Raw genomic sequence first — 20,126 nt, forward strand, 5'->3', positions numbered from 1 at the left:
CCTGCTGCCTGCCTATTTTACCTACAGCCAGTATAAAATAAGGCTTTAGGGCAGGGACATTATTCCGGCTCTGCGATCTGAGGTATCAGTCTTCAACCTTGCGGACGAGGAGATCGTAGGTTCCGTCTTCGTTATCGATGAGCTTCAGAATCTTGTGGCCTTCTTCTTTAATGCTTCTCGGCACGTTCTGCACCGGCTCTCCGTCATTCATATGAACAGAGAGAACCTGACCGTCGTCCAGCTCCTCGAGGGCAACTTTTGCTTTTACAAAAGTAACCGGACAGACTACATCTGTGATGTCTACAGTTTCGTCAACCTGAATTCCGTCGATTTCCTTTGCCATTTGTCTTTCCTCCTGCGGATAAAATATGGATCCTGTGTATCTGTTTTGGATTGTCCGGAATTATTTCTGAAGATCGGTTCTGAGCTTCCAGTCGGAGAGCTCAAGAGGCTCGGATGCTTCTTTTTTTGCGGATTCTTCGCTCTTGGCGAAGGTCTCCCGGATCAACTCGTCGAATCTGTCCTGACCGTATCTGTCGATAGCAAACTGAAGTCGGTCTCCCGGCTGCGCGTTATCGTGGAAGAAGCGGATGACGGTGTCGCAGATCTGGATCAGCTTGTCGTGGCTCTCAAAGAACGGTACAAGCTGTCTTCCCTTGTGAAAATGGTTGCCGAACATACCGCCGAAGGACATGATATATCCGGGATGCTCTTCATAGGCATCTGCAGGGCATGCCTTCGCACATCTTCCACAGTTTGTGCATTTGTCACGGTCGATGGTGATTTTACCGTCGGCAAGTGTTATTGCGTTTTCGTGGCAGGCCTTGACGCATACGCCGCAGGCGATGCAGTTGTCCTCGATCCATTCGACGCGCTCGGCTCCCTTGATGCCGATATCATTTTCTTCTGTTTTCAGGCAGTTATTCTGACATCCGGTCACACCGAACTTGAATTTTCCCGGAAGCTCCTTCGCAAAATATCTCTCGTCGATTTCCTGGGCCAGGGCGTAGGTATCTATGCAGGCAGAGGGACAGGTTGCGCTGCCCTGGCATGCAGTGGTGGTACGTACACGCGGGCCGCAGACAGACGGCTGTACGCCGTATTTTGCGAGCTCCGCCTTGATCGCCTCAATATCCTCGAGCTTCATCCACGGGATTTCCAGAGACTGACGGGCTGTGAGATGGACGTATCCGTGGCCGTATTTTTTGGCGACGAGTGAAACGCCTGCCATCTGTTCATCTGTCAGATGTCCGCCGGTCACGTGAATACGGAGGGCAAAATAGTTTTTCTGTTTCTGCCTCATCCATCCGCCTTTTTTTAATGTTGCGTAATCTGTAGCCATATTTGACTTGTACCTCCTCGTATTTTCCGAAGTGCCGGAAGCTGTTATTTACACGAACTGTGACCGCCTGACGCATGTGAGATAAAATATGCGGCCGCGGGTTTCCTGTTTTTCCGGTAATCATCCGGAAATGATTTCAAGAGCCTCTGGAGTGGATACGCCGTTTTCCACATGAAAGCTGTGCAGCACCGGATGTTCATTGTCCATCAGCGACAGGATCAGGTAGCTTGCTGTATGGTCGAAGGATGCCAGACGGATATCCTCTGCCGATGAGCGGGACGGCGTTTCCGGGTGGGAGTGCCAGTTGCCGAGGGGCTTCAGATGATGCTTCCGCATATCGACGACTGCCTTCAGATGTTCTCCCGGGTCCAGAGAAAAATGAACATTTGTGTGATCCCGGTTTTCCAGAAGGTATACCTTGCGGATCTCGCGAATCTCAACCTTTGCGTCGGGGTCGGTGTCATCGATATGATCAATCCCGGCAATGAGTCCGCAGGCCTCTTCGGGCCATACGGAGCGCGCGTGGGAAAGCATCTTCTCGTAATCGCTTTTTCTGATTGTAACCTTCAAACTGCAAACCTCCTGCATGTCAAGCCATAATTTCCCGGGATAGGATTATCCGTGCCGGATATTTACCAGAAAACTCAGACATTCCGCGCGGCGGTCAGTTCTGTCCCGGTTTCCACTCGCACTGTGCCTGCTCGTAATCGATGAGCTTTGTGATGGTCGGGTGATCGGAGCATACCGCGCATCCATCTCCGCGGGGCGGGAGCTTGATTGTGTGGAATTCGCCTTTCAGACCGTCAAAGGTCAGAAGTCTGCCGACCAGCAGGTCTCCGACACCTGTGATATATTTTACTGCTTCGAGTGCCTGCAGGGAACCTATGATTCCACCCATGGCACCGATGACTCCGGCCTGCTTGCAGGTCGGAACGGCGTACTTCGGAGGCATCTCCTTAAATACACAGCGGTAGCAGGGGCCCTGGTGAGGAACGACTGTCATGAGCTGCCCCTTGAAGCGGATAATTCCTGCGTGAGAAAAGGGCTTATCCGCCATGACGCAGGCATCGTTGATCAGGAATTTTGCGGGAAAATTGTCGGTTCCGTCGATGACAAAATCGTAGTCGCGGATGATGTCCATGATGTTTTTGCTGGTGATGAAGTCATGGTAGGTCTGAACCTCGACGTCCGGGTTGATTGCATTCATGGTTTCCTTTGCGGATTCCACCTTCGGCTTTCCGATGTCATTTGTGGTATGAATGACCTGTCTCTGAAGGTTGGAGAGATCAACATTATCGGCGTCGGCGATGCCGATTTTTCCGACACCGGCAGCAGCGAGATACATGGCTGCCGGTGCTCCGAGTCCGCCTGCACCGATGATCAGAACGCTTCCGTTCAGAAGCTTTTTCTGGCCCTTTACACCGATTTCTTTTAAGATGATATGTCTGGAATAACGCTCCAGCTGCTCATTTGTGAATGGCATTTTCCTTATCCTCCTGTCTTACATGCATCCGCCGCCCATGAAATAGAGGAATTCAACGACATCGCCCTCCTTCAGGTGTGTGGTGTCGAAGTCTGATTTCTGGGCAAACTCTTCGTTTACGGAGACACTTACGTATTCCGGTGTCTCCACGTTCTCCTGGCTGATCAGTTCTGAGATGGTAATGCCGTTCTTTACTTCCTTGGTTTCTCCGGATACTGTGATTTTCATTTTTCTGTACTCCTTATCCTCTTTATTTTTTATCCTTTTTGATCGTGTAGATACCTTGAGTAAACGGTAATCTCTTTTGATGGTGTAAATGTCTTGAGTAAACGTTTTCCCTGTTGAGCATAGTGTAAAAGTCCTGAGTAAACGGTAAGCCATTTGATATTGTAAACACCTTGTACAAACTTTGACTCCCTCGTGTGCTTCAGGATGTGTCGGACATCAGGAATTGCGGATTGCTTCGGTGAAATCGTCGATCAGGTCGTCAATGTTCTCGATTCCCACACTGACGCGAATGGTGTCATCGAAGACTCCGGCGGATTCCTTCTGCTCTTTTATACTTCTGATGTAGAGCGTCGAATCGGGATGGATGGCCAGTGTGCGGATATCTCCGATATTACTGGCGATCACCGCGTATTTCAGGCTGTTGAGAATTCGGAAAGCCCGTTCTCTGCTTCCTGTCCGGAAGGTGAGAATGCCGCCGCCGAAGCCCTTGAGCTGTGTGCGGCAAAGGTCTCTGTCAGGGCTGCTCTCAAGCAGCGGATAGTTGACCTTGATTCCATCGATGCCGTTCAGAGCTTCCGCCAGCCTGCTGGCGTTGCTGCAGATTCTCTCCATACGAAGCCCCAGAGTCTCGAGTCCGGCGATGTTCAAAAAGGCATTCGCCGGAGACAGGCAGCTTCCCATATTTTCCCAGATATCTGTGCGCAGGCGGATGGTATAAGCCAGATTTCCAAATTTCCGGTAGCCGTCAAGTGCCCGGAAACGGTCGAAATCCCATTTGAATTTTGCGGAATCTATGATGACACCGCTGATGGCATTCCCGTATCCGTTGATGTATTTGGAGGATGAGTGAATCACGATGTCTGCTCCAAGAGAGATCGGATTCACCAGGTAGGGAGTCGCAGTCGTCGAATCCGTCATCAGGGGGATTCCGTGTGCATGCGCAAAATCAGCAACCTTACGGATATCAAGCACCCGAAGTCCAGGGTTCCCGATTACCTCACTGTAGATCAGCTTTGTGTGATTGTTGATCAGTGGTTCGATTTCTTCCGGGGTGACGTGACTGACAAAATGTGTGGTGATTCCGAACTTTGTAAGGTCCTCAAAGAGGTCGATGGAGCCTCCGTAAAGGCCGCTTCCCGCGATAATCTCATCTCCCGCGCAGAGCATATTCAGCAGAGCAAGGGTAATCGCGGACATGCCGGATGAGCAGGCAATGCATGCATTGCCACCCTCGAGCTCATTGATTCTCTGCTCAAAGGCAGCAACTGTCGGATTGCCTACTCTGCTGTATGCAAAACCGGCGGCTTTGTGCTGAAATACCTTTGCCTGCTTTTCTGCTGTGTCGAACCGGAAAGCGGTTACCTGAGAGATCGGAGGAAGGATTGCGCTGTCAGGATACTTGCGGACAGCTTTTCCATGAAGAAGCCTGGTGTTAAATTCCATTAGTGATCCTCGTCCTTTTATTATACTACAATTCCTATTTATATAGTATGAAATATGTTGAGTAAATTCTACACTTGTTCCGGAATAATGTCAACGGCTGATTGGCATTTTCCGCTGATGAGCCGTTGATTGGCATTTTTCGTCAGGATTTTCGGGGGGATTATGCAGAAAGGGAAAAAATAAGATTGGAAGACGTGCAGTGGGGTTTTTGAGAGGAGAGGGTAACCGATCCGCGGGACGGTCGGACCGGGTTAACTGATTTACGCGAACAGTGAGCCGCAGCCGAATGCGAAGTATTCGTGTGCGGCGAGCGTCGCGATAACGAGATAAAACTCGCGCAGCGTGTTTTATCTCGTTCCGGGATCGACGGACAGATCATCGCCGTCTGCCGCTCCTGTTGCCAGTCTGTCACAGCGCTCGTTCAGTTCGTTGCCGTCATGGCCTCTGACCCAGACGAAGGTTACATTGTGCGGCTTTTTGGCTTCGAGCAGCTGCTTCCAGAGATCGATGTTCTTGACCGGTTCGTTCTTCCCTCTCTTCCATCCCTTCCGGATCCAGGAGTCGATCCAGTGCTGATTGAAGGCATTGACAAGATACTGGGAATCGGAATGAAGGGTTACGTCGCAGGGACGCGTGAGGGCCTCAAGTCCTGCGATTGCTGCCATCAGCTCCATCCGGTTATTGGTTGTTTTTCTGTAGCCGCGGGAGAGCTCCCTCTCGTGAAGCTGTCCCTGACTGTCGACGTACTGCAGAACGCATCCGTATCCGCCAGGACCATCAGGATTTCCGCGAGCGGCACCGTCAGTGTATATTTCTACGTGCATATCTTCCTCCAGTATTGTGGCAGAGGGCTTTTTGTCAGCCAGGACCAATTGATGTTTCAAGTTGGAATTTACGGGGCACCATCTTGTAATATAATTGGATTGTTTATTTTCTGAACGTTGTAGTAGTGAACCCGCATTGCGGCGGGGCAGCGGCTGCGCGTATGTGGTATGCGAAAAAACCGCAGATCATACATGATCGGCGCAGCCGGATACGCGAGTATTTCTTTTTGATGCAGCTGCCGGATTTTACAGATCGCTATCGATCTCGTCCCGGCGCGTTTTCGCGTAAGCCTCGAAGGTGTCCAGTGTATACTGGATGATATCATCGGTATGAGCCAGGGAGAGGAACATAGCTTCGAACTGAGATGGAGCCACATTGATGTCATGCTCCAGCATGAAGCGGAAGTAACGGGCAAATTCCCCGGTATCTGCTGTTTTGGCGATGGAATAATTGGTAACCTCCGCATCGGTGAAGAAGACAGAACCCAGTGAGCCGATATGGTTTACGGTCGCCGGAAGCTCATAGCGGCGGATGATTTCCTTCATTCCTTCATACAGTTTGTCTGCGTTGGCGGAGAGAACGGCATAATCCCCGCGGTTTTCGTAGAGAATCTTCAGCTGGGCAAGTCCCGCCGCCATTGCTACCGGGTTGCCTGAAAGAGTGCCTGCCTGGTATACCGGACCGAGCGGGGCAACCATTTCCATGATGTCTCTTCTGCCGCCGTATGCACCTACCGGCATACCGCCTCCGATGATTTTGCCGTAGGTCACGAGGTCGGGGGTGATTCCAAACACTTCTGCTGCTCCGCCGAATGCGAGTCGGAATCCGGTGATTACCTCATCGAAGATCAGGAGTGCATGGTATTTGGTGCAGAGCTCGCGGAGCCCCTGCAGAAAGCCCTGCTGCGGAGGAACCACGCCCATATTTGCTGCGATAGGTTCGACGATGACACAGGCGATCTCATCTTTGTTTGCCTTGAAAAGTTCTTCCACACTCGCGATATCATTGTAGACCGCACTGAGGGTGTCCTGCGTGCAGCCTTCCGGAACACCGGCGCTGCCGGGGATACCCTGTGTCATCAGCCCGGAACCGGCGTCCACGAGAAGACAGTCACTGTGACCGTGGTAGTTGCCGGCGAATTTGATGACCTTGTTTTTGCCGGTGTACCCTCTGGCAAGGCGGATGGCACTCATGACAGCCTCTGTGCCGGAGTTCACCATGCGGATCATGTCAACGTGAGGAATCCGCTCACAGATATATTCCGCGATTTCCACCTCAAGCTCCGTCGGGGTGCCAAAACTGAGGCCGTTCTCCGCGGTGCGGACGACCGCGTCAAGGACTTCGCTGTTGTTGTGCCCGAGGATCATCGGACCCCAGGAGCAGATGTAGTCGATATATTTGCTGCCATCCACATCAAAAATATACGGGCCGGTGGAACCCTGGATAAATCTGGGGGTCATCCCGACATTCTGCCAGGAGCGTACCGGAGAGTTTACGCCTCCGGGAATCACTTTCTGTGCCCGTTCCATCAGAACTTCGGAGCGGTTCTTCTTTTGTTCTGCCATGATGATTCATCCTTTCTTGTTGATAAATCTGCAGGCGCCTTCTTTCGGTGCCATGCAGAAGGTTATCGATCATTCAGCGGATCAGCCGATGACGCCTTCGTCGATGAGACGGGCGATCCGTTCCGCATAATAGGTGATGTAGATCTGTGCGCCGGCGCGGAAGGCGGATACGGCCATTTCGCCGACGATGCGGTCTTCATCGATCCATCCGTTCTGTGCGGCTGCCTTGACCATGGCATACTCGCCGCTGACACTGTAACAGGCAACCGGAACATTCACGACGTCGTGTACTTTCGTCAGGACATCGAGGAACGACATAGCCGGTTTCACCATGACGATGTCCGCACCCTCTTCCACATCGGTGAGAGCCTCCTTGATGCCCTCGCGTACGTTGTGGAAGTCCATCTGATAGGTCTTGCGGTCTCCGAATTTCGGCGCGGAATCCGCGGCGTCACGGAAGGGACCGTAGAAGGCGGAAGCGTATTTTACCGCATAGGACATGATCGGTACTCTGGAATAGCCGTTTTCATCCAGCTTTCTGCGGATAGCCAGTACCCGTCCATCCATCATGTCAGATGGTGCAACCATGTCCGCACCTGCTTCCGCGTGAGAAAGAGCGGTTTTTGCGAGAAGTTCAAGCGTCGGATCATTGTCCACGTCGTTTCCGTTCAGGACGCCGCAGTGGCCGTGCGAGGTGTACTCGCACATGCAGACGTCCGTGATATAATACATATCCGGTACAGCCTTCTTCGCTGCTCGGAGGGCTCTCTGAACAATTCCGTTGCTGTCATAGGCTCCGGAGCCAATTTCGTCCTTCTGATCGGGAATGCCAAAGATCATGACGGAAGAGACACCATGAGCGAGGAGCTCTTTCAGCTTCACAATAAAGGTGTCGATACTGTAGCGGTACTGGCCGGGCATGGAAGGAATTTCTTCTGTGATACCCTCTCCTTCCATGACAAAAATCGGATATACCAGAGAGGACTTGTCAAGTCTGGTTTCACGCACCATTTTGCGGATGACCGCATTTTCGCGCAGACGGCGCGGTCTCTTTATCATTTCCATTGCAATTGCCTCTTTTCTTGTTTATTCAATCGTATCATAGCACGCTTCTGAAGCGGTTGCCAGTGTGTCAGAGAATTCTGTGGACATGGGCCCTAATGCCGGAGTGTCAGCCATTCTGTCTGTAGTGATCGTGTATCCGGATGATCAGTTCCAGAAGGCTGTCAATGGTCGCTTTATCAGCGCAGAAGGTCTCCATCCCGGCGGCGTCAGCGGCAGCCTGTGTCTGCCTTCCGATGCAGGCGGCTTTTACAAGGCTCATGTCGAGGTCGGGATTCGCGGCCAGGAACGCCTTGACGCCGGAGGAGCTGGTGAAGGCGGCACAGTCGATCTCACCTTGCTCAAACAGTTCTGTTTCGTTCACGGCCTCAGACTTAAGGGGTACGGTGTGATAGGTAGGAATATCGTCTACAGCAAAGTCCTTCAGTTTTTCAAGGATTGCCTTGCTGCCGATTTCCGCCCTCGGCAGTAGAATCCGGTCATCCGGATCTGCCTTGCGGGCGATCCATTCTCCGAGAGCTTCCCCGTCAAAGCGCGGAGGAATCAGGTCGGGGATCAGTCCGTATTTTCCGAGCTCCTTAGCCGTGCCCTTTCCGATGGAGGCAATTTTTAGACCGGCGAGATTCCGGATGTCTACTTCTGAGGTGCGCATCTGATCGAAGAAGATTTTGACGCCGCTGGGACTGGTAAAGGCGATCCATTGATAGTCCCGAAGGTTCTGGATGGCGTGGATCAGCTTCAGATTGTTTTCAATCGGAACGGTCGCGATGGACGGAACCTCAAGGACGTCAGCGCCCTGCGCTCTGAGCTTCGCGGCCATCTCGGAGGAGAGACCTCTTGGACGAGTCACAAGAACCCGGAAGCCGGAGAGCGGAAGCTTCTCGTACCATTCGAAGGTATCCGCCAGCGTGCAGACCCTGCCGACCACAATGATGGCCGGTGTCTCCACACCCTGCTTTTTTACTTCATCCGGGAGTGTGGAGACAGTGGCGATGATTCTCTTCTGGCGTGCCGTGGTACCTTTCTGGAGAACCGCTGCCGGCATGTCCGGTTCCATTCCGGCATCCAGAAGTCCCTTGCAGATATCTTTGAGGGAGGCGATTCCCATGAGAAAAACGAGGGTTCCCTTTGTCTGTACGAGGGCGTGGAAATCGATGTCATAGACATCACCGGCTTTTTTGTGTCCGGTGATGATATGAAGGGACGAGGTGAAATCTCTGTGCGTGACCGGAATGCCATTGTACGAGGGAACCGCGATCGGCGAGGTGATGCCGGGGACGACCTCAAAGGGGATGCCGTTCTCGGCCAGGAGCTCCAGTTCCTCTCCGCCTCTTCCGAAAAGGAAGGGATCTCCCCCCTTCAGGCGGACCACCCGGTTCCCCTTCTGCGCTTCTTCCAGAATCAGCTCATTCATCTTCCACTGAGGCATGGTGTGGTGGCTGGACCTTTTTCCGACATTGATGGTGCGCGCGGTGTCGGGAATCATGGCAAGCACACCGGGACCTACGAGGTTGTCGTACAGCACCACATCTGCATTCTGAAGGACTTCTTTTCCCTTGATTGTGAACAGGCCCTGGTCTCCGGGGCCGGCTCCTACGAGCCATACTTTACCTTTCTTCATTTCTTGATTCCGTACCTTTCTTGCGATTGTGTCTTTTCTTATCTGCGATTTTCCTGGATCTGTGATGTTCGCGGATCTGCGCCTGAAGTCCGTGGCGTTATGTTTTCAGATCTCTGCCTGAAGTTTCCGAGCGAGAGCGATGCCAAGAGCGGCTGAATCGCCGGCGCGCGCAGCAGCGGCACCGGTGGAATACCTGCCGGTCTCTTCGCTGTAGTACAATCCGCGGAGGTAGATCAGTTTCTGACTTCCGCTTGCGGCTTTTTCGGGATCCATGCCTGCTTCAGGGGCGTGAAAAAGCTCCGGCGCCTTGTCCCCGAGGGCTTTCCGAAAAGCGTCTTCGTTCGCGTAGACAGTGGCGTGAGCAGCGATGGGCGAGGAACAGCCTCCGTTCAGATAACGGACGAACGCCCGCTCGCAGGTTGCGGCATAGAAGGAATCCTCGTCCGCAAAATCGTCAAATACAGAGGAGTCCTCTCCTCTTCTGCCCTGTACAGCCAGTATGGCCTGACCGGCAGAGGGAATCACCTCATCGACCGAAAAATAACGGCTGATCCGGTCCTGCATACCGAGACGTTTCATGCCTGCGGCGGCGAGTACGATGGCGCCATACTGTCCGTCGTCGAGCTTTCGGAGGCGGGTCTGAAGATTGCCGCGCACGCTCTGGAAGACGGCACCCGGGAACAGCTTTTTCAGCTGCAGAATTCTTCGGAGCGAGGAGGTCCCGATCGGTTTTGTGAGATCCGGCTCTGTCTGACCTTTCGGAAGGACGAGCACATCCCTGGGGTCTTCCCGCCTGGAATAAGCGACGACCGGAAGCTCATCCGGTACTTCCATGGGAAGATCCTTGAGGCTGTGAACCGAGTAGTCGCTCCGATGTTCCAGGAGAGCCTTGTCGAGCTCCTTGACGAAGAGCCCTTTTCCGCCGATCTGGTCGAGACGGCGGTCGAGGATTTTATCTCCGGTCGTCTTCATGGTCAGAAGTTCGGTATCCAGCTCCGGATGAGCCTTGTTCAGATATTGAATAACGAGATTGCTCTGTACCACCGCAAGCGTACTCTCACGGCTTCCTATTATTAATTTTCGTTTCTTCATAATTGGATGCTCTTTCATGACAGATATCAGATGTTTGAATATGATGGATATACATGGCCGGCGCAGTATGCGCCTGCTCGACGCCCTCGTACCGCTGGCAAATAACAAACTTACCGGTTCTCGTCCCGGTGGCGGAAGAACGGACATGGCGGTTCTCATGCCGGTGGCGGAAGAACGGACATGGCGGTTTTCATGCCGGTGGCGGAAGAACGGACATAGCGGTTCTCGTCTTGCTGGCGGAGAACGGACTTAGCGGTCCGTGGGGTCATCGGAATAGAGGGAGGTCTTGCATTGAAGGGCCTCTTCTACCCGCTGACGGACAGCCTTGACACGGTGATGGTCCGTGCCTCCTGCGTTGATGCCGACGACGATGCCGTCCTTTTTTACAACGCTTGGAAAGTAAAAATCGCATTTGTTCTTGTCGCTGCAGTCATTGACCATGATTCCGAGACACTTGCAGGCGACATAGATGTCGTTGTTCAGATCAGGGTCATCGGTGCAGGCAAGTACAAGGTCCGCATCCATGATATCGGTGCGCTCATAGGATTTCTGAATCCAGGTTACCGGTGCCTGCTGCGTACCGGAAGTGATCCGGCTGATGGCATCGGTGACTTCCGGCGCTATCACGGTGATGCTGCCGACAAAGCCGGACAGGGTAAGAATCCGGCGCTCCGCAATGGATCCGCCGCCGACGACGACAACTTTTTTTTCGGATAAATCAAGAAATACCGGAAAAAACGGTTTTCCCTGAGGGGTGCTCATGAGTTATCATCCTCCTTTTCAAAAACCTTCTCCATCCCTGCGACGCATTCCCGGAATTCATGGTCGGGCAGATGATCCTGAAGGTCAAAGATCAGCTTGGCAATTACTTTTCCGACGGCACGATCCATGTCTCCGTTAAGCACCATCTGCTCTTCTCCGGTGAGGGGAAGCTTTCGGATGATCTTTCGCATCCGGAGGTTGTAGTCCTCCACCGCCTGATCCTTGATCCGGTGAATCCTCGGCACAAGATCGCGGTCATTCATCCAGAACCAGAACTCGTTTTCTTCTTCGGCAAGGATTTCCCGCGCCTGCCGATACGCAGCCCGATTGGCTTCATTTTCGGGGTCCGCATCCGAATGAAAGTCATCAATATTGTAGAGCGTGAAGCTCTTCAGATGAGAAATGCGGGGATCGATGTCCTGAGGGATCGCGAAATCGATCAGAATGATCGGGTGGTCCGGGTGCATGCCCAGAAGATCATCATATTCAATGGTGAGGTGGGGACTGGTTGTGGCGCTGACTACGAGGTCGCACTCCGGAAGATACTGCATGCGGTCGCCGTAATTGATGCGGCTGCATCCTGCAGGGATTTCCACATGGCCGCGGTGATACTGGCGGACCGTTACCGTGACATTGGCTCCGCTTTTGACGAGAGTGCTGGCGGCGATTTTTCCGTATTCGCCATTTCCGATGACCATGCAGTTCGCGCCTTTGAAGTTGAATCGCTGTTCCTTCAGCATGGATACGGCCTGCTCGATGGCAGTGGAATCGGCATGGGTGAAGGTCACGTTTGTCTTGACTTTCTTTGCGGCGGTCACGGCCATCCGGAACAGAACTTCGATGACGCTGTCCGTAAAATAGTTCTCCCGGGCAAACGAGAGGGAGGATTTGACCTGAGTGAGAATCTGGTCCTCCGCGAGGATAGCGGATTTTAGTCCGCAGGTGAGAGCAAAGAGATGCTCCACAGCTTCCTCATCGGTGCGTCCCTGAAAATAGCCGCGGTATCTCTCCTCGTTCACATCCTTGAACAGGCAGATCTCATGGAGAAGGTTGTCCGGCTCTTCGCGGTCCGTGCTGACCCACAGCTCCATCCGGTTGCATGTGGACAAAAGCAGTACGCCGTCTGCTTTCAGATCTATCTGGATCTGTGTCATGAATTGTATACTCTCCTCTTTTGTAAAGGAGAAAAAGGACCTGACATTGACGGGTGCCAGTGTATGGTCCGTTCCGACCATCTGAATCATAACTTACCTCACTTACTTACCAAGGGCATGCAGGATCAGCAGGCGGCGAATCGCCTCTGATTCGCCGAGACCCTGCAGGACGCAGGTGACCTCATATCCGGCGTTTTCAAGCCGGGACTTCCAGGAATCCGGCTGGTTTCCGGCCATGTCGACGATCACATGATTTCCCGCAGTCATCAGAAAGGGCATCAGGATGAGATGATGGATGTGGCATCCGTTTTTGGCAGCTGTCTGCAGTTCAGAGAGCACATGATCAAATCCGATTTCCGGGGAATCGATGGTGCCAAGCATGATGTTTTGAAGCCCCCGCTTCTCAAGTTCCCGATCAAGCGTGGAATAGATTCCGCCGAGCCCATAGGTGGTACCGTGGCCCATGAGGATGACGGCTTCATCATCTTTGCGGCAGGGGAAGCTGTCCGTGAGAAAGCGGATGATATCGTCCAGATCCTCATCGGAACTGAGAAGCGGTCTGGCGATGCGGACTTTTTCAAACTTAGCGGACGCAGAGGAATTCCCGGCTTTCGTTTTTTCCCCTTTCTGAATATCCGCGAACCGGGCGCAGAGATCTCTATACTCCTTTCCCTCGAATACGAATGCGGGGAGTACGAGCACATCCCGGATTCCGTCGCGAAGCATCCGCGCAATAGCCTCTTCTGTGCTGTCTGCCGGCGTGCGGCCGGAGGATAACAGACGTTTCCGGATAAAGGCACTTGTCCAGGCGCGGTAAAGAGTTCTGTCAGAGAAAAAAGATGCGGCCTCTGTCTCGAGAGCGCCAATCGATTTTCTCTGACTGTCTTCCTGGAGAGTGCCGAAGCTTGCAACAAGGATCGCTTTATCAGACATTGTATTTCCTTTCCGGCGAAGGCGCCTTACAGGTTTTTCTTTTTGTAAATAAACAGGACGGAGAGCAGGGTGAAGGCTGCCTGATAGATCAGCAGAATGACAACCCCGCCCCAGCCCGGATCGATTCCGGCTGAAATACTCCGGATCATGTTGCTCGCCTGGGACAGCGGGAGAAATCCCACAAAATACCGGAAAGCGGCAGGCATCTGATCCGTCGAGAAGAAGGTATTGCACAGAAACGACATGGGAACGATGATGTAGGCGTTGTATCTCGGTGCGTCGGAGTAGCTTTTTGCCAGAAAGGACAGAACCAGAGCCATCGTTGAAAAAACCATGCCGTTCAGGAACATGATCAGGAAGGATTTCCAGTTGAAGATCAGTCCCGTCCGGATCGACATGGTGAGAAGCAGGATGATGCAGGATGCGTACATCCCGCGGAGTGCGCCGCCGATAATCTGTCCCGCGATGAATTGCCACAGGGGCGTCGGCGAAATCATCACCTGATCGAGTGCTTTCTCATACAGCCGCTGAACGCTCATGTTCTGGGCCACCGCGCTGAAGCTTCCGGTCATAGTGGACATGGCTACGATGCCGGGAATCAGGTAGTTGAGGTACGGTTCTCCGTGCGAGGTTGCCTGTATGCCGAGGCCGAATATGATCAGATACATCAGGGGCGAGATCATGGATGCCAGCGTGATCTTGAAAAAATCCCGCTTGAACTCCGCCCATTTTTCCCATAATACGGTAATTATTCCCATTCGTTCTTTCCTGTCTGTTCGTACGCCCGCTTTGCTATCGTTGTCGGTGTTATAAGGAAATCCATTGGTTCACTTCTGCCATCATCTGCGAATTCGGTTCCCGATGCGTTCCACAAATGCATCCTCAAGGGTGGTCCTGCGAAGAGACGCCGTAGCGTCAGGGTCGAGTCCATCCAGATAATCAATTGCTGACCTTCGGTCGGAGAAGAAATGGCTCTTCTGTCCCTCATCGGTGGCTTCATCGACAGCGTATTTTCCAAGGGAAAGGATGAGATTTGAGGGAGTGTCAACAACGTCCAGTTTGCCTTTGTGAAGAAAGGCAACCCGGTCGCAGAGCGCCTCTGCTTCCTCGATATAATGCGTGGTCAGGATAATTGTGATGTTCTGGCGCTGCAGCTTCCTCAGAAGTTCCCACATCTGCCGCCTCGCAAAGGCGTCCATGCCTGCGGTGGGCTCATCTAGAAGGATGATCCCGGGATCCGTCATCAGCGCCCGGCAGATCATCAGCTTGCGTTTCATGCCGCCGGACAGATGCCGGACAATGCGCCTGCGGTAGTCGATGAGACCGGCGAATTCGAGCAGCTCATCGGTTTTCCGGCGAATGACCTTGCGGGGCATATAGTAGAGTCTGCCCTGATATTCCATAACCTCATCCATGGTCATGTCCTGGCGCATGGAGTATTCCTGGGTGACGATGGAAAGCTTTCGTTTCTGCGCCGAGGATTTGCGGGTGACTTTTTCGCCGTCGATCAGAATCTCTCCCTCCGTAGGAAGAAGGACCGTCGAGATCATGCTGATGGTCGTTGTCTTACCGGCACCGTTGGAGCCGAGAAGACCGAAAAATTCTCCGGTATTTATCGTCAGATTGAGATGGTCCACGGCAGTGAAGTCATCAAATTTTTTTGTGAGATTTTGTAATTCGATCATTTCGTATATCCGATATTTCTGATTATCTGGCTGCTGAAAAATCGTCCGGAGAGTACCGTTTCACATTGCTTTTGGTGCGGAGAATGTCGCTTTGTACTGCTCTTTGGCTCGGAGAGCGTCGCATCACACTGTTTTAGGTGCTGAGAGCAACGGCTCCGTCCCGTGCGCGCGGCTCAGCGATACCGGGTCTTCCGGGTGAGGAAGCTGAGGACAGCGCCGGCCAGGATGATAAACAGGGCGACAATGAGCACCCTCCTCGTTGCAATTTGTGGAACAAGATTCCTGCTTCCGATTGTGTCCGCATAGAAGGTGAGCTGATAGCTGATTTCCACAGGATCCCCCATGGCGGTTGTGTCGGCAATCACCGGTACGGGCGCGTCCATGGAGGTGATCGGAATGATAAAGGTAGAGGTTCCGCCGTCTCTGGTGTTGTTCTGGTATTTGACGCCGTCAACAATCATGTAGTCGTAGTAGGTGCTGCTCCAGTAAAGCTTAGCGTATGCCTTTCCGTTCCGGATGATCAGAAGGGTGGGTGAGGTGACACTTGCTCTCCCGCTTCCGCCGGTCATGTTGACCTCGATGGAATACTCGCCGTCTTTCCGGTCAACCGATACGGCGTTCCCGCTTTCGGCGGGGGCGTCCGGCGGGGATCCGGCAGAGGAAGCCGAGACTGAGGACAGGCTTTCGCCTGTGTCTGCGGAAACATCTGAGGAGGGCTCTTTGTCTGTGGAAGTGCTCTCTGAAGAAGAACCGGCAGTGCCAGAAGTGTCTCGTTTGGCTTTAGCGAGATCGCTGGCCGCGTCAAGCTTATCCGTGTCGTAGCCGATTGCCTTCAGGCCGTCCTCGATGGCATCATAGTCCGGCAGAGTCACGCGAAGGCTTGATGCTGGCAGAGAGGTCGCGTCAAACAGGATTGTCCGGTCGTACCATTTGCTCTTCCGTGTGCTGAAGGACGCAATGGAAATCTGCTTATCCAGCGCGTCCACCGGAATCGTGAAGGAGGCATAGCCTTCTTTATCCTCAGTGATTTCAATGTAATCAGAAGCATCGGCCTTGGCGGCTTCTTTCCCGGTTCCGTTATAGATCAGCGAGTAGGAAAAGGTATCAAGCTGGATGGCTGCGGTCATTTTTCCGTCTTTGATTGTCAGTTTGCAGGAGTCAATCCGGAAAAACTGTGAGCTGACATCGACGTCGATATCGTAGGTGCCATCATTGACATCGCTTCCACTGATCGGTGTCATTCCGTATCGGCCGACAGGCCTGGAGGAAACGGTCTCTCCACTTCCCGCCACGTCGCTGTGTTCCTGATCAGCAGAAACAGATATGGGGCCGAACGATGCGGCTGTGGTCATCAGAGCCAGAAAGAGGACGGCAAGTACCCTTCGCAGGTTGTTTTTTAATGGAAGCTTGTTCATTTTTCCTTTGCGACGATCAGTGAAAAATATCCCGCGTCATCGGGAATCTCATCCAGAGAACGGTAGATCTTCTGTCCCGGCATGCCGCAGTTCTCGACCATCTCAACCTTTTTGCCCGAGGCACGGAGATTTTCCTTGACAGCGTCCATATGGCTGCCAGATTTCATCAGCACGTAGGTTCCGGGCTGGTCGAGGGGAACATCCAGCTTATGTACCGCGGGAATGATATGAAGCTGCTCCGTCCACTCCGTGAGCGGTATGTTCAGGGTGGCGGCAGCGGCGCAGAACGAGGTGATCCCGCTGACGAGGGCGGTCTCATATCCGTCCGCCTCTACGATTTCCTGTACATAAGAGAAAGTAGAGTAAATCGTGGGATCCCCGAGAGTGATAAAGACGACATTTTTTCCCTCGTCAAGAACCTTTTCGATCTGACGGGCACCCTTTTTGTGATTCTCAATTTGTTCGGCCTTGTTCATGACCATTGGCATGAAGATCGGCAGCAGCACCTTGTCCGCGATTTCCGGGACTGCCTGCACAGCGATTTTGTACGCGACAGTATCCTTCACAGATTCGCCGGGAGCAGCGATGACCTCGTTTTCGCGGAGGATACGGCAGGCCTTCAGTGTCATTAATTCCGGATCTCCGGGTCCGACTCCGATTCCATATAATATTCCTGACATAATAAATTTCTCCTTAGACAAAAATAAAAGTCGTTTCCGGTAGGGGAAACGACCTGCGTGGGACACAAGCACAGTCAATCGCTATGTTCTGCAATCATCCATCCGTCGTGTCATTTGCAGTGCCGTATGCGGGTGCTCTGGCTTGTATCAGAACGATACTCACAGTTGCGGGACAGCGCAGGATTCGCACCTGCTTCCCCCTTCACATACAGTCAGAATTTGTGTTTCAAAATCTTCCGTGTGTATCAACTATTATAGTTTAATGGAGTAGTATATGCAAGGCAAAGATTTTGAATCGTCAGAGGTAAAGATTTTGAAATCGTCATAAACGAGAACTGTTCACATTTCATGACTTCACGCTGCGGTGAAAACAGTACTATGCTTCCTCGCGGCGGTAAAGCTCCTTGAAGAAGCAGGAATAGCTTCCGGTGTGGCAGGCAGCTCCGATCTGCTCTACCTTTGCCAGAAGAGTGTCGTTGTCACAGTCCAGGGTCAGGGACTGAACATACTGGAAATGTCCGGATGTCAGTCCTTTGATCCACAGCTCCTGCCTGCTCCGGCTCCAGTAGGTCATGCGTCCGCTCTCCAATGTCTTCTGGAAGGACTCCTCGTTCATATAAGCGAGCATGAGAACTTCTCCGGTGTGGCAGTCCTGCACGATGCAGGGGACAAGACCGCTCTCATTGAGCTTGAAGTCCTTCCAGGCAAGGCTGCACTTCTGTGTATTGGTCTTTGCTTTTTCTTCCTGATTTTGCATCATCAGCTGCGTCCTTTCCAAATTTTGCGGATTCATGATTCTAGGGTTACTGTAGGATTGCGGGAGTGCGAAGCACGGAGCAATCCGTAGCTTATACAGTATGTGGCACGACTTATCGTATGAGGTTTATTATAAAACCGGGCCGGATATTCGATCTTCCGGTTTACGGGCAGTGGATCAGAGGCTTCCCTTCGTGGACAGGACGTCTGTGATTCTTGAATCCGGAGAGGTGGCCTGATCGAGGGATTTTGCGAAGGACTTGAACAGTGCCTCTGCCTTGTGATGATCGTTTTCGCCGTACATGACCTTCATGTGAAGATTCATTTCCGCAGAGTAGGAAATCGCGTAAAAGAATTCCCGGACCATCTGTGTGCTCATGTCTCCCATTTTGTCTGTGGTGAAGTCTGCGTCATACACGAAATAGGGACGGCCGGAAAGATCAATGGCAGTGAGCACAAGGGTTTCATCCATCGGAAGGATACAGCTTCCGAAACGGCGGATCCCCTTCTTCTCTCCGCAAGCCTGCCGAATGGCAGTGCCGAGGACGATGCCGGTATCCTCGATGGTGTGATGATCGTCAACATTCAGATCGCCCTTTACGTGGATGGTCAGGTCGAAGAGACCGTGACGTGCAAAGCCGTCCAGCATATGGTTGAAAAAACCTACGCCGGTATCCAGGTCTGTTTTTCCGGTGCCGTCCAGGTTGATGGTGACGGTGATCTGCGTTTCCTTTGTATTGCGCTTTACGGTAGCTGTTCTGCTCATGGTTCAGTCCTCGTCATTTTCAAAGCGGACCGCAATAGAATTTGCATGTGCGGTGAGCTGCTCACATTTTGCAAACTGTTCAATATCCTTGTGAATCTCCTTGAGGGCCTCTCTGGAATAATGGATGATGCTGGATTTCTTGACAAAATCATCTACACTCAAAGGCGAGAAAAATCTGGCGGTTCCGCTCGTCGGAAGAATGTGGTTCGGTCCGGCAAAATAGTCGCCGAGCGGTTCGCTGCTGTATTCACCAATAAAGATGGCGCCGGCGTTGCGGATCTTTGTCATAACCTCGAAGGCGTCTCTCATGACGATTTCCAGATGTTCCGGCGCGAATTCATTTGCCGCGTCGATTGCCTCCTGTCTGCTTCGCGCCACAAGAATCCGTCCGAAATTGTCCAAGGATTTCTGAATAATCTCACGTCTGGACAGGATCTTGAGAAATCCGTCAACTTCAGCGCTGACCTTCCGAGCGAGATCTTCACTTGTGGTGACGAGAACGGCGGAGGCCATCTCATCGTGTTCCGCCTGGGACAGAAGGTCTGCGGCGACGTATCTCGGATTGGCGGTCTCATCTGCGAGAACCAGGATTTCGGAGGGGCCGGCGACAGAATCGATGCTTACATTGCCGTATACTGCTTTCTTTGCTAGTGCGACAAAAATATTGCCTGGACCGACGATTTTATCTACCTTCGGAATGCTCTCTGTGCCGAAGGCAAGCGCGGCAATCGCCTGTGCTCCGCCCACCTTGAAGATCCTGTCAGCTCCAGCCTCATTGGCGGCAACAAGGACGACAGGATTCACCTTTCCTTCGGCATTGCAGGGGGTTGTCATGATGACCTCTTCGACACCCGCAACCTTGGCGGGTACAATGTTCATCAGTACGGATGAAGGATATGCTGCTTTTCCGCCGGGTACATAGACTCCGACTCTCTGCATGGGCGTGATTTTCTGCCCGAGAATGGTTCCTTTTTCCGTGGTCGTGATCCAGCTGTTCTGCTTCTGCTTCTCGTGGAAGGCACGGATATTTACGAGTGCTTTGCGGACAACATCGAGGAGTTCCGGGGGCACCTCCTTGTATGCGGCCCGGATTTCTTCCTCTGTTACCTGGAAATTGCTGCCGGTGATCTCTGCGCGGTCAAATTTTTTTGTGTATTCAAAAACCGCCTCGTCGCCGCGCGCCTTGATGTCCTCGATGATGGAGCGGACGGTGGCCTCCTGTGTTCCAAAGGTGGAAGGACTTCTCTGGAGGATATTTTTCTGTACTTCCTTTTTGTTTTCTTCACTGAGTTCAACGATTTTCATTTTCTTATC

General features: G+C 52.6%; 20 protein-coding genes, 1 pseudogene and 1 riboswitch. All 21 genes and pseudogenes read right to left on the reverse strand.

What is annotated here, in order from left to right:
* Positions 1 to 85: 85 nt before the first annotated feature.
* The 21 genes and pseudogenes from ACTQ3A_RS07675 to hisD all read right to left on the reverse strand — a co-directional run bounded on the left by ACTQ3A_RS07675 (position 86) and on the right by hisD (position 20,117).
* On the reverse strand, positions 86 to 343 hold the full coding sequence (locus tag ACTQ3A_RS07675; protein ID WP_441100314.1) for a sulfurtransferase TusA family protein: 258 nt from the start codon (positions 341 to 343) through the stop codon (positions 86 to 88).
* A 60-nt stretch (positions 344 to 403) separates the two neighbouring features.
* A complete protein-coding gene (locus ACTQ3A_RS07680) occupies positions 404 to 1,342 on the reverse strand; it encodes a 4Fe-4S binding protein (RefSeq protein WP_441494513.1) in 939 nt (312 codons plus the stop codon).
* Between the two features lie 120 nt (positions 1,343 to 1,462).
* Positions 1,463 to 1,876, reverse strand: coding sequence for a M67 family metallopeptidase (locus ACTQ3A_RS07685; RefSeq protein ID WP_441486080.1), 414 nt, complete (start codon positions 1,874 to 1,876; stop codon positions 1,463 to 1,465).
* Between the two features lie 130 nt (positions 1,877 to 2,006).
* Entirely contained in the window at positions 2,007 to 2,825 is an 819-nt protein-coding gene (gene thiF, locus ACTQ3A_RS07690) for a thiazole biosynthesis adenylyltransferase ThiF (RefSeq protein WP_441494512.1), read from the reverse strand.
* A gap of 18 nt (positions 2,826 to 2,843) precedes the next feature.
* On the reverse strand, positions 2,844 to 3,053 hold the full coding sequence (thiS, locus tag ACTQ3A_RS07695; protein WP_441494511.1) for a sulfur carrier protein ThiS: 210 nt from the start codon (positions 3,051 to 3,053) through the stop codon (positions 2,844 to 2,846).
* A 216-nt stretch (positions 3,054 to 3,269) separates the two neighbouring features.
* Positions 3,270 to 4,496: an O-acetylhomoserine aminocarboxypropyltransferase/cysteine synthase family protein gene (locus ACTQ3A_RS07700; protein ID WP_441494510.1), complete on the reverse strand. Its 1,227-nt coding sequence runs from the start codon at positions 4,494 to 4,496 to the stop codon at positions 3,270 to 3,272.
* Between the two features lie 347 nt (positions 4,497 to 4,843).
* Positions 4,844 to 5,320, reverse strand: coding sequence for a ribonuclease HI (gene rnhA / locus ACTQ3A_RS07705; protein ID WP_441494509.1), 477 nt, complete (start codon positions 5,318 to 5,320; stop codon positions 4,844 to 4,846).
* 246 nt (positions 5,321 to 5,566) lie between these two features.
* Positions 5,567 to 6,886, reverse strand: coding sequence for a glutamate-1-semialdehyde 2,1-aminomutase (hemL, locus tag ACTQ3A_RS07710; protein WP_441494508.1), 1,320 nt, complete (start codon positions 6,884 to 6,886; stop codon positions 5,567 to 5,569).
* A gap of 81 nt (positions 6,887 to 6,967) precedes the next feature.
* Positions 6,968 to 7,951 (reverse strand): porphobilinogen synthase, encoded by a 984-nt coding sequence (gene hemB, locus ACTQ3A_RS07715; protein ID WP_441100321.1) that lies wholly within the window; start codon positions 7,949 to 7,951, stop codon positions 6,968 to 6,970.
* A gap of 106 nt (positions 7,952 to 8,057) precedes the next feature.
* On the reverse strand, positions 8,058 to 9,569 hold the full coding sequence (gene cobA / locus ACTQ3A_RS07720) for a uroporphyrinogen-III C-methyltransferase (RefSeq protein WP_441494507.1): 1,512 nt from the start codon (positions 9,567 to 9,569) through the stop codon (positions 8,058 to 8,060).
* 105 nt (positions 9,570 to 9,674) lie between these two features.
* Positions 9,675 to 10,661: a hydroxymethylbilane synthase gene (gene hemC, locus ACTQ3A_RS07725; RefSeq protein ID WP_441494506.1), complete on the reverse strand. Its 987-nt coding sequence runs from the start codon at positions 10,659 to 10,661 to the stop codon at positions 9,675 to 9,677.
* Between the two features lie 249 nt (positions 10,662 to 10,910).
* Positions 10,911 to 11,423: a precorrin-2 dehydrogenase/sirohydrochlorin ferrochelatase family protein gene (locus ACTQ3A_RS07730; protein ID WP_441494505.1), complete on the reverse strand. Its 513-nt coding sequence runs from the start codon at positions 11,421 to 11,423 to the stop codon at positions 10,911 to 10,913.
* Positions 11,420 to 12,667 carry a glutamyl-tRNA reductase gene (hemA, locus tag ACTQ3A_RS07735; RefSeq protein ID WP_441494504.1) on the reverse strand — a complete coding sequence of 416 codons (1,248 nt, stop codon included), beginning with the start codon at positions 12,665 to 12,667 and terminating at the stop codon, positions 11,420 to 11,422. Before hemA ends, ACTQ3A_RS07730 begins: the two co-directional genes overlap by 4 nt.
* Before the next feature lie 12 nt (positions 12,668 to 12,679).
* The gene (locus tag ACTQ3A_RS07740; protein WP_441494503.1) at positions 12,680 to 13,510 is read right to left on the reverse strand and encodes a sirohydrochlorin cobaltochelatase; all 831 of its coding nucleotides are present in this window, start codon (positions 13,508 to 13,510) and stop codon (positions 12,680 to 12,682) included.
* Between the two features lie 26 nt (positions 13,511 to 13,536).
* The gene (locus tag ACTQ3A_RS07745) at positions 13,537 to 14,268 is read right to left on the reverse strand and encodes an ABC transporter permease (protein ID WP_441100327.1); all 732 of its coding nucleotides are present in this window, start codon (positions 14,266 to 14,268) and stop codon (positions 13,537 to 13,539) included.
* Positions 14,269 to 14,349: 81 nt separating this feature from the next.
* Positions 14,350 to 15,195 carry an ABC transporter ATP-binding protein gene (locus tag ACTQ3A_RS07750; RefSeq protein ID WP_441494502.1) on the reverse strand — a complete coding sequence of 282 codons (846 nt, stop codon included), beginning with the start codon at positions 15,193 to 15,195 and terminating at the stop codon, positions 14,350 to 14,352.
* Between the two features lie 173 nt (positions 15,196 to 15,368).
* Positions 15,369 to 16,610: a hypothetical protein gene (locus ACTQ3A_RS07755; RefSeq protein WP_441494501.1), complete on the reverse strand. Its 1,242-nt coding sequence runs from the start codon at positions 16,608 to 16,610 to the stop codon at positions 15,369 to 15,371.
* Positions 16,607 to 17,290 (reverse strand): precorrin-2 C(20)-methyltransferase, encoded by a 684-nt coding sequence (cobI, locus tag ACTQ3A_RS07760; protein ID WP_441494500.1) that lies wholly within the window; start codon positions 17,288 to 17,290, stop codon positions 16,607 to 16,609. The genes ACTQ3A_RS07755 and cobI overlap by 4 nt, the downstream gene beginning before the upstream one ends.
* A 110-nt stretch (positions 17,291 to 17,400) precedes the next feature.
* Positions 17,401 to 17,519: riboswitch (cobalamin riboswitch) on the reverse strand.
* Between the two features lie 156 nt (positions 17,520 to 17,675).
* Positions 17,676 to 18,020 (reverse strand): annotated as a pseudogene (hisI, locus tag ACTQ3A_RS07765) (phosphoribosyl-AMP cyclohydrolase); the annotation flags it as partial.
* A gap of 204 nt (positions 18,021 to 18,224) precedes the next feature.
* On the reverse strand, positions 18,225 to 18,812 hold the full coding sequence (gene hisB, locus ACTQ3A_RS07770) for an imidazoleglycerol-phosphate dehydratase HisB (RefSeq protein WP_441494499.1): 588 nt from the start codon (positions 18,810 to 18,812) through the stop codon (positions 18,225 to 18,227).
* Between the two features lie 3 nt (positions 18,813 to 18,815).
* Entirely contained in the window at positions 18,816 to 20,117 is a 1,302-nt protein-coding gene (gene hisD / locus ACTQ3A_RS07775) for a histidinol dehydrogenase (protein WP_441494498.1), read from the reverse strand.
* Positions 20,118 to 20,126 lie beyond the last annotated feature (9 nt).

The organism is Bilifractor sp. LCP21S3_F8 (assembly GCF_052117805.1).
In the GTDB taxonomy this organism is placed as follows: Bacteria; Bacillota; Clostridia; order Lachnospirales; family Lachnospiraceae; genus Bilifractor.

Excerpts from the sequence above, each read along its gene's own strand:
- ACTQ3A_RS07730 (WP_441494505.1), bottom strand. The coding sequence starts at position 11,423 with ATGAGCACCCCTCAGGGAAAACCGTTTTTTCCGGTATTTCTTGATTTA.
- ACTQ3A_RS07675 (WP_441100314.1), bottom strand. The coding sequence starts at position 343 with ATGGCAAAGGAAATCGACGGAATTCAGGTTGACGAAACTGTAGACATC.
- ACTQ3A_RS07685 (WP_441486080.1), bottom strand. The coding sequence starts at position 1,876 with ATGCTTTCCCACGCGCGCTCCGTATGGCCCGAAGAGGCCTGCGGACTC.
- rnhA (WP_441494509.1), bottom strand. The coding sequence starts at position 5,320 with ATGCACGTAGAAATATACACTGACGGTGCCGCTCGCGGAAATCCTGAT.
- ACTQ3A_RS07750 (WP_441494502.1), bottom strand. The coding sequence starts at position 15,195 with ATGATCGAATTACAAAATCTCACAAAAAAATTTGATGACTTCACTGCC.
- ACTQ3A_RS07680 (WP_441494513.1), bottom strand. The coding sequence starts at position 1,342 with ATGGCTACAGATTACGCAACATTAAAAAAAGGCGGATGGATGAGGCAG.
- cobI (WP_441494500.1), bottom strand. The coding sequence starts at position 17,290 with ATGTCAGGAATATTATATGGAATCGGAGTCGGACCCGGAGATCCGGAA.
- thiF (WP_441494512.1), bottom strand. The coding sequence starts at position 2,825 with ATGCCATTCACAAATGAGCAGCTGGAGCGTTATTCCAGACATATCATC.
- hisD (WP_441494498.1), bottom strand. The coding sequence starts at position 20,117 with ATGAAAATCGTTGAACTCAGTGAAGAAAACAAAAAGGAAGTACAGAAA.
- hemA (WP_441494504.1), bottom strand. The coding sequence starts at position 12,667 with ATGATTCAGATGGTCGGAACGGACCATACACTGGCACCCGTCAATGTC.
- hemC (WP_441494506.1), bottom strand. The coding sequence starts at position 10,661 with ATGAAGAAACGAAAATTAATAATAGGAAGCCGTGAGAGTACGCTTGCG.
- hemB (WP_441100321.1), bottom strand. The coding sequence starts at position 7,951 with ATGGAAATGATAAAGAGACCGCGCCGTCTGCGCGAAAATGCGGTCATC.
- ACTQ3A_RS07745 (WP_441100327.1), bottom strand. The coding sequence starts at position 14,268 with ATGGGAATAATTACCGTATTATGGGAAAAATGGGCGGAGTTCAAGCGG.
- cobA (WP_441494507.1), bottom strand. The coding sequence starts at position 9,569 with ATGAAGAAAGGTAAAGTATGGCTCGTAGGAGCCGGCCCCGGAGACCAG.
- hisB (WP_441494499.1), bottom strand. The coding sequence starts at position 18,812 with ATGAGCAGAACAGCTACCGTAAAGCGCAATACAAAGGAAACGCAGATC.
- ACTQ3A_RS07740 (WP_441494503.1), bottom strand. The coding sequence starts at position 13,510 with ATGTCTGATAAAGCGATCCTTGTTGCAAGCTTCGGCACTCTCCAGGAA.
- hemL (WP_441494508.1), bottom strand. The coding sequence starts at position 6,886 with ATGGCAGAACAAAAGAAGAACCGCTCCGAAGTTCTGATGGAACGGGCA.
- ACTQ3A_RS07755 (WP_441494501.1), bottom strand. The coding sequence starts at position 16,610 with ATGAACAAGCTTCCATTAAAAAACAACCTGCGAAGGGTACTTGCCGTC.
- thiS (WP_441494511.1), bottom strand. The coding sequence starts at position 3,053 with ATGAAAATCACAGTATCCGGAGAAACCAAGGAAGTAAAGAACGGCATT.
- ACTQ3A_RS07700 (WP_441494510.1), bottom strand. The coding sequence starts at position 4,496 with ATGGAATTTAACACCAGGCTTCTTCATGGAAAAGCTGTCCGCAAGTAT.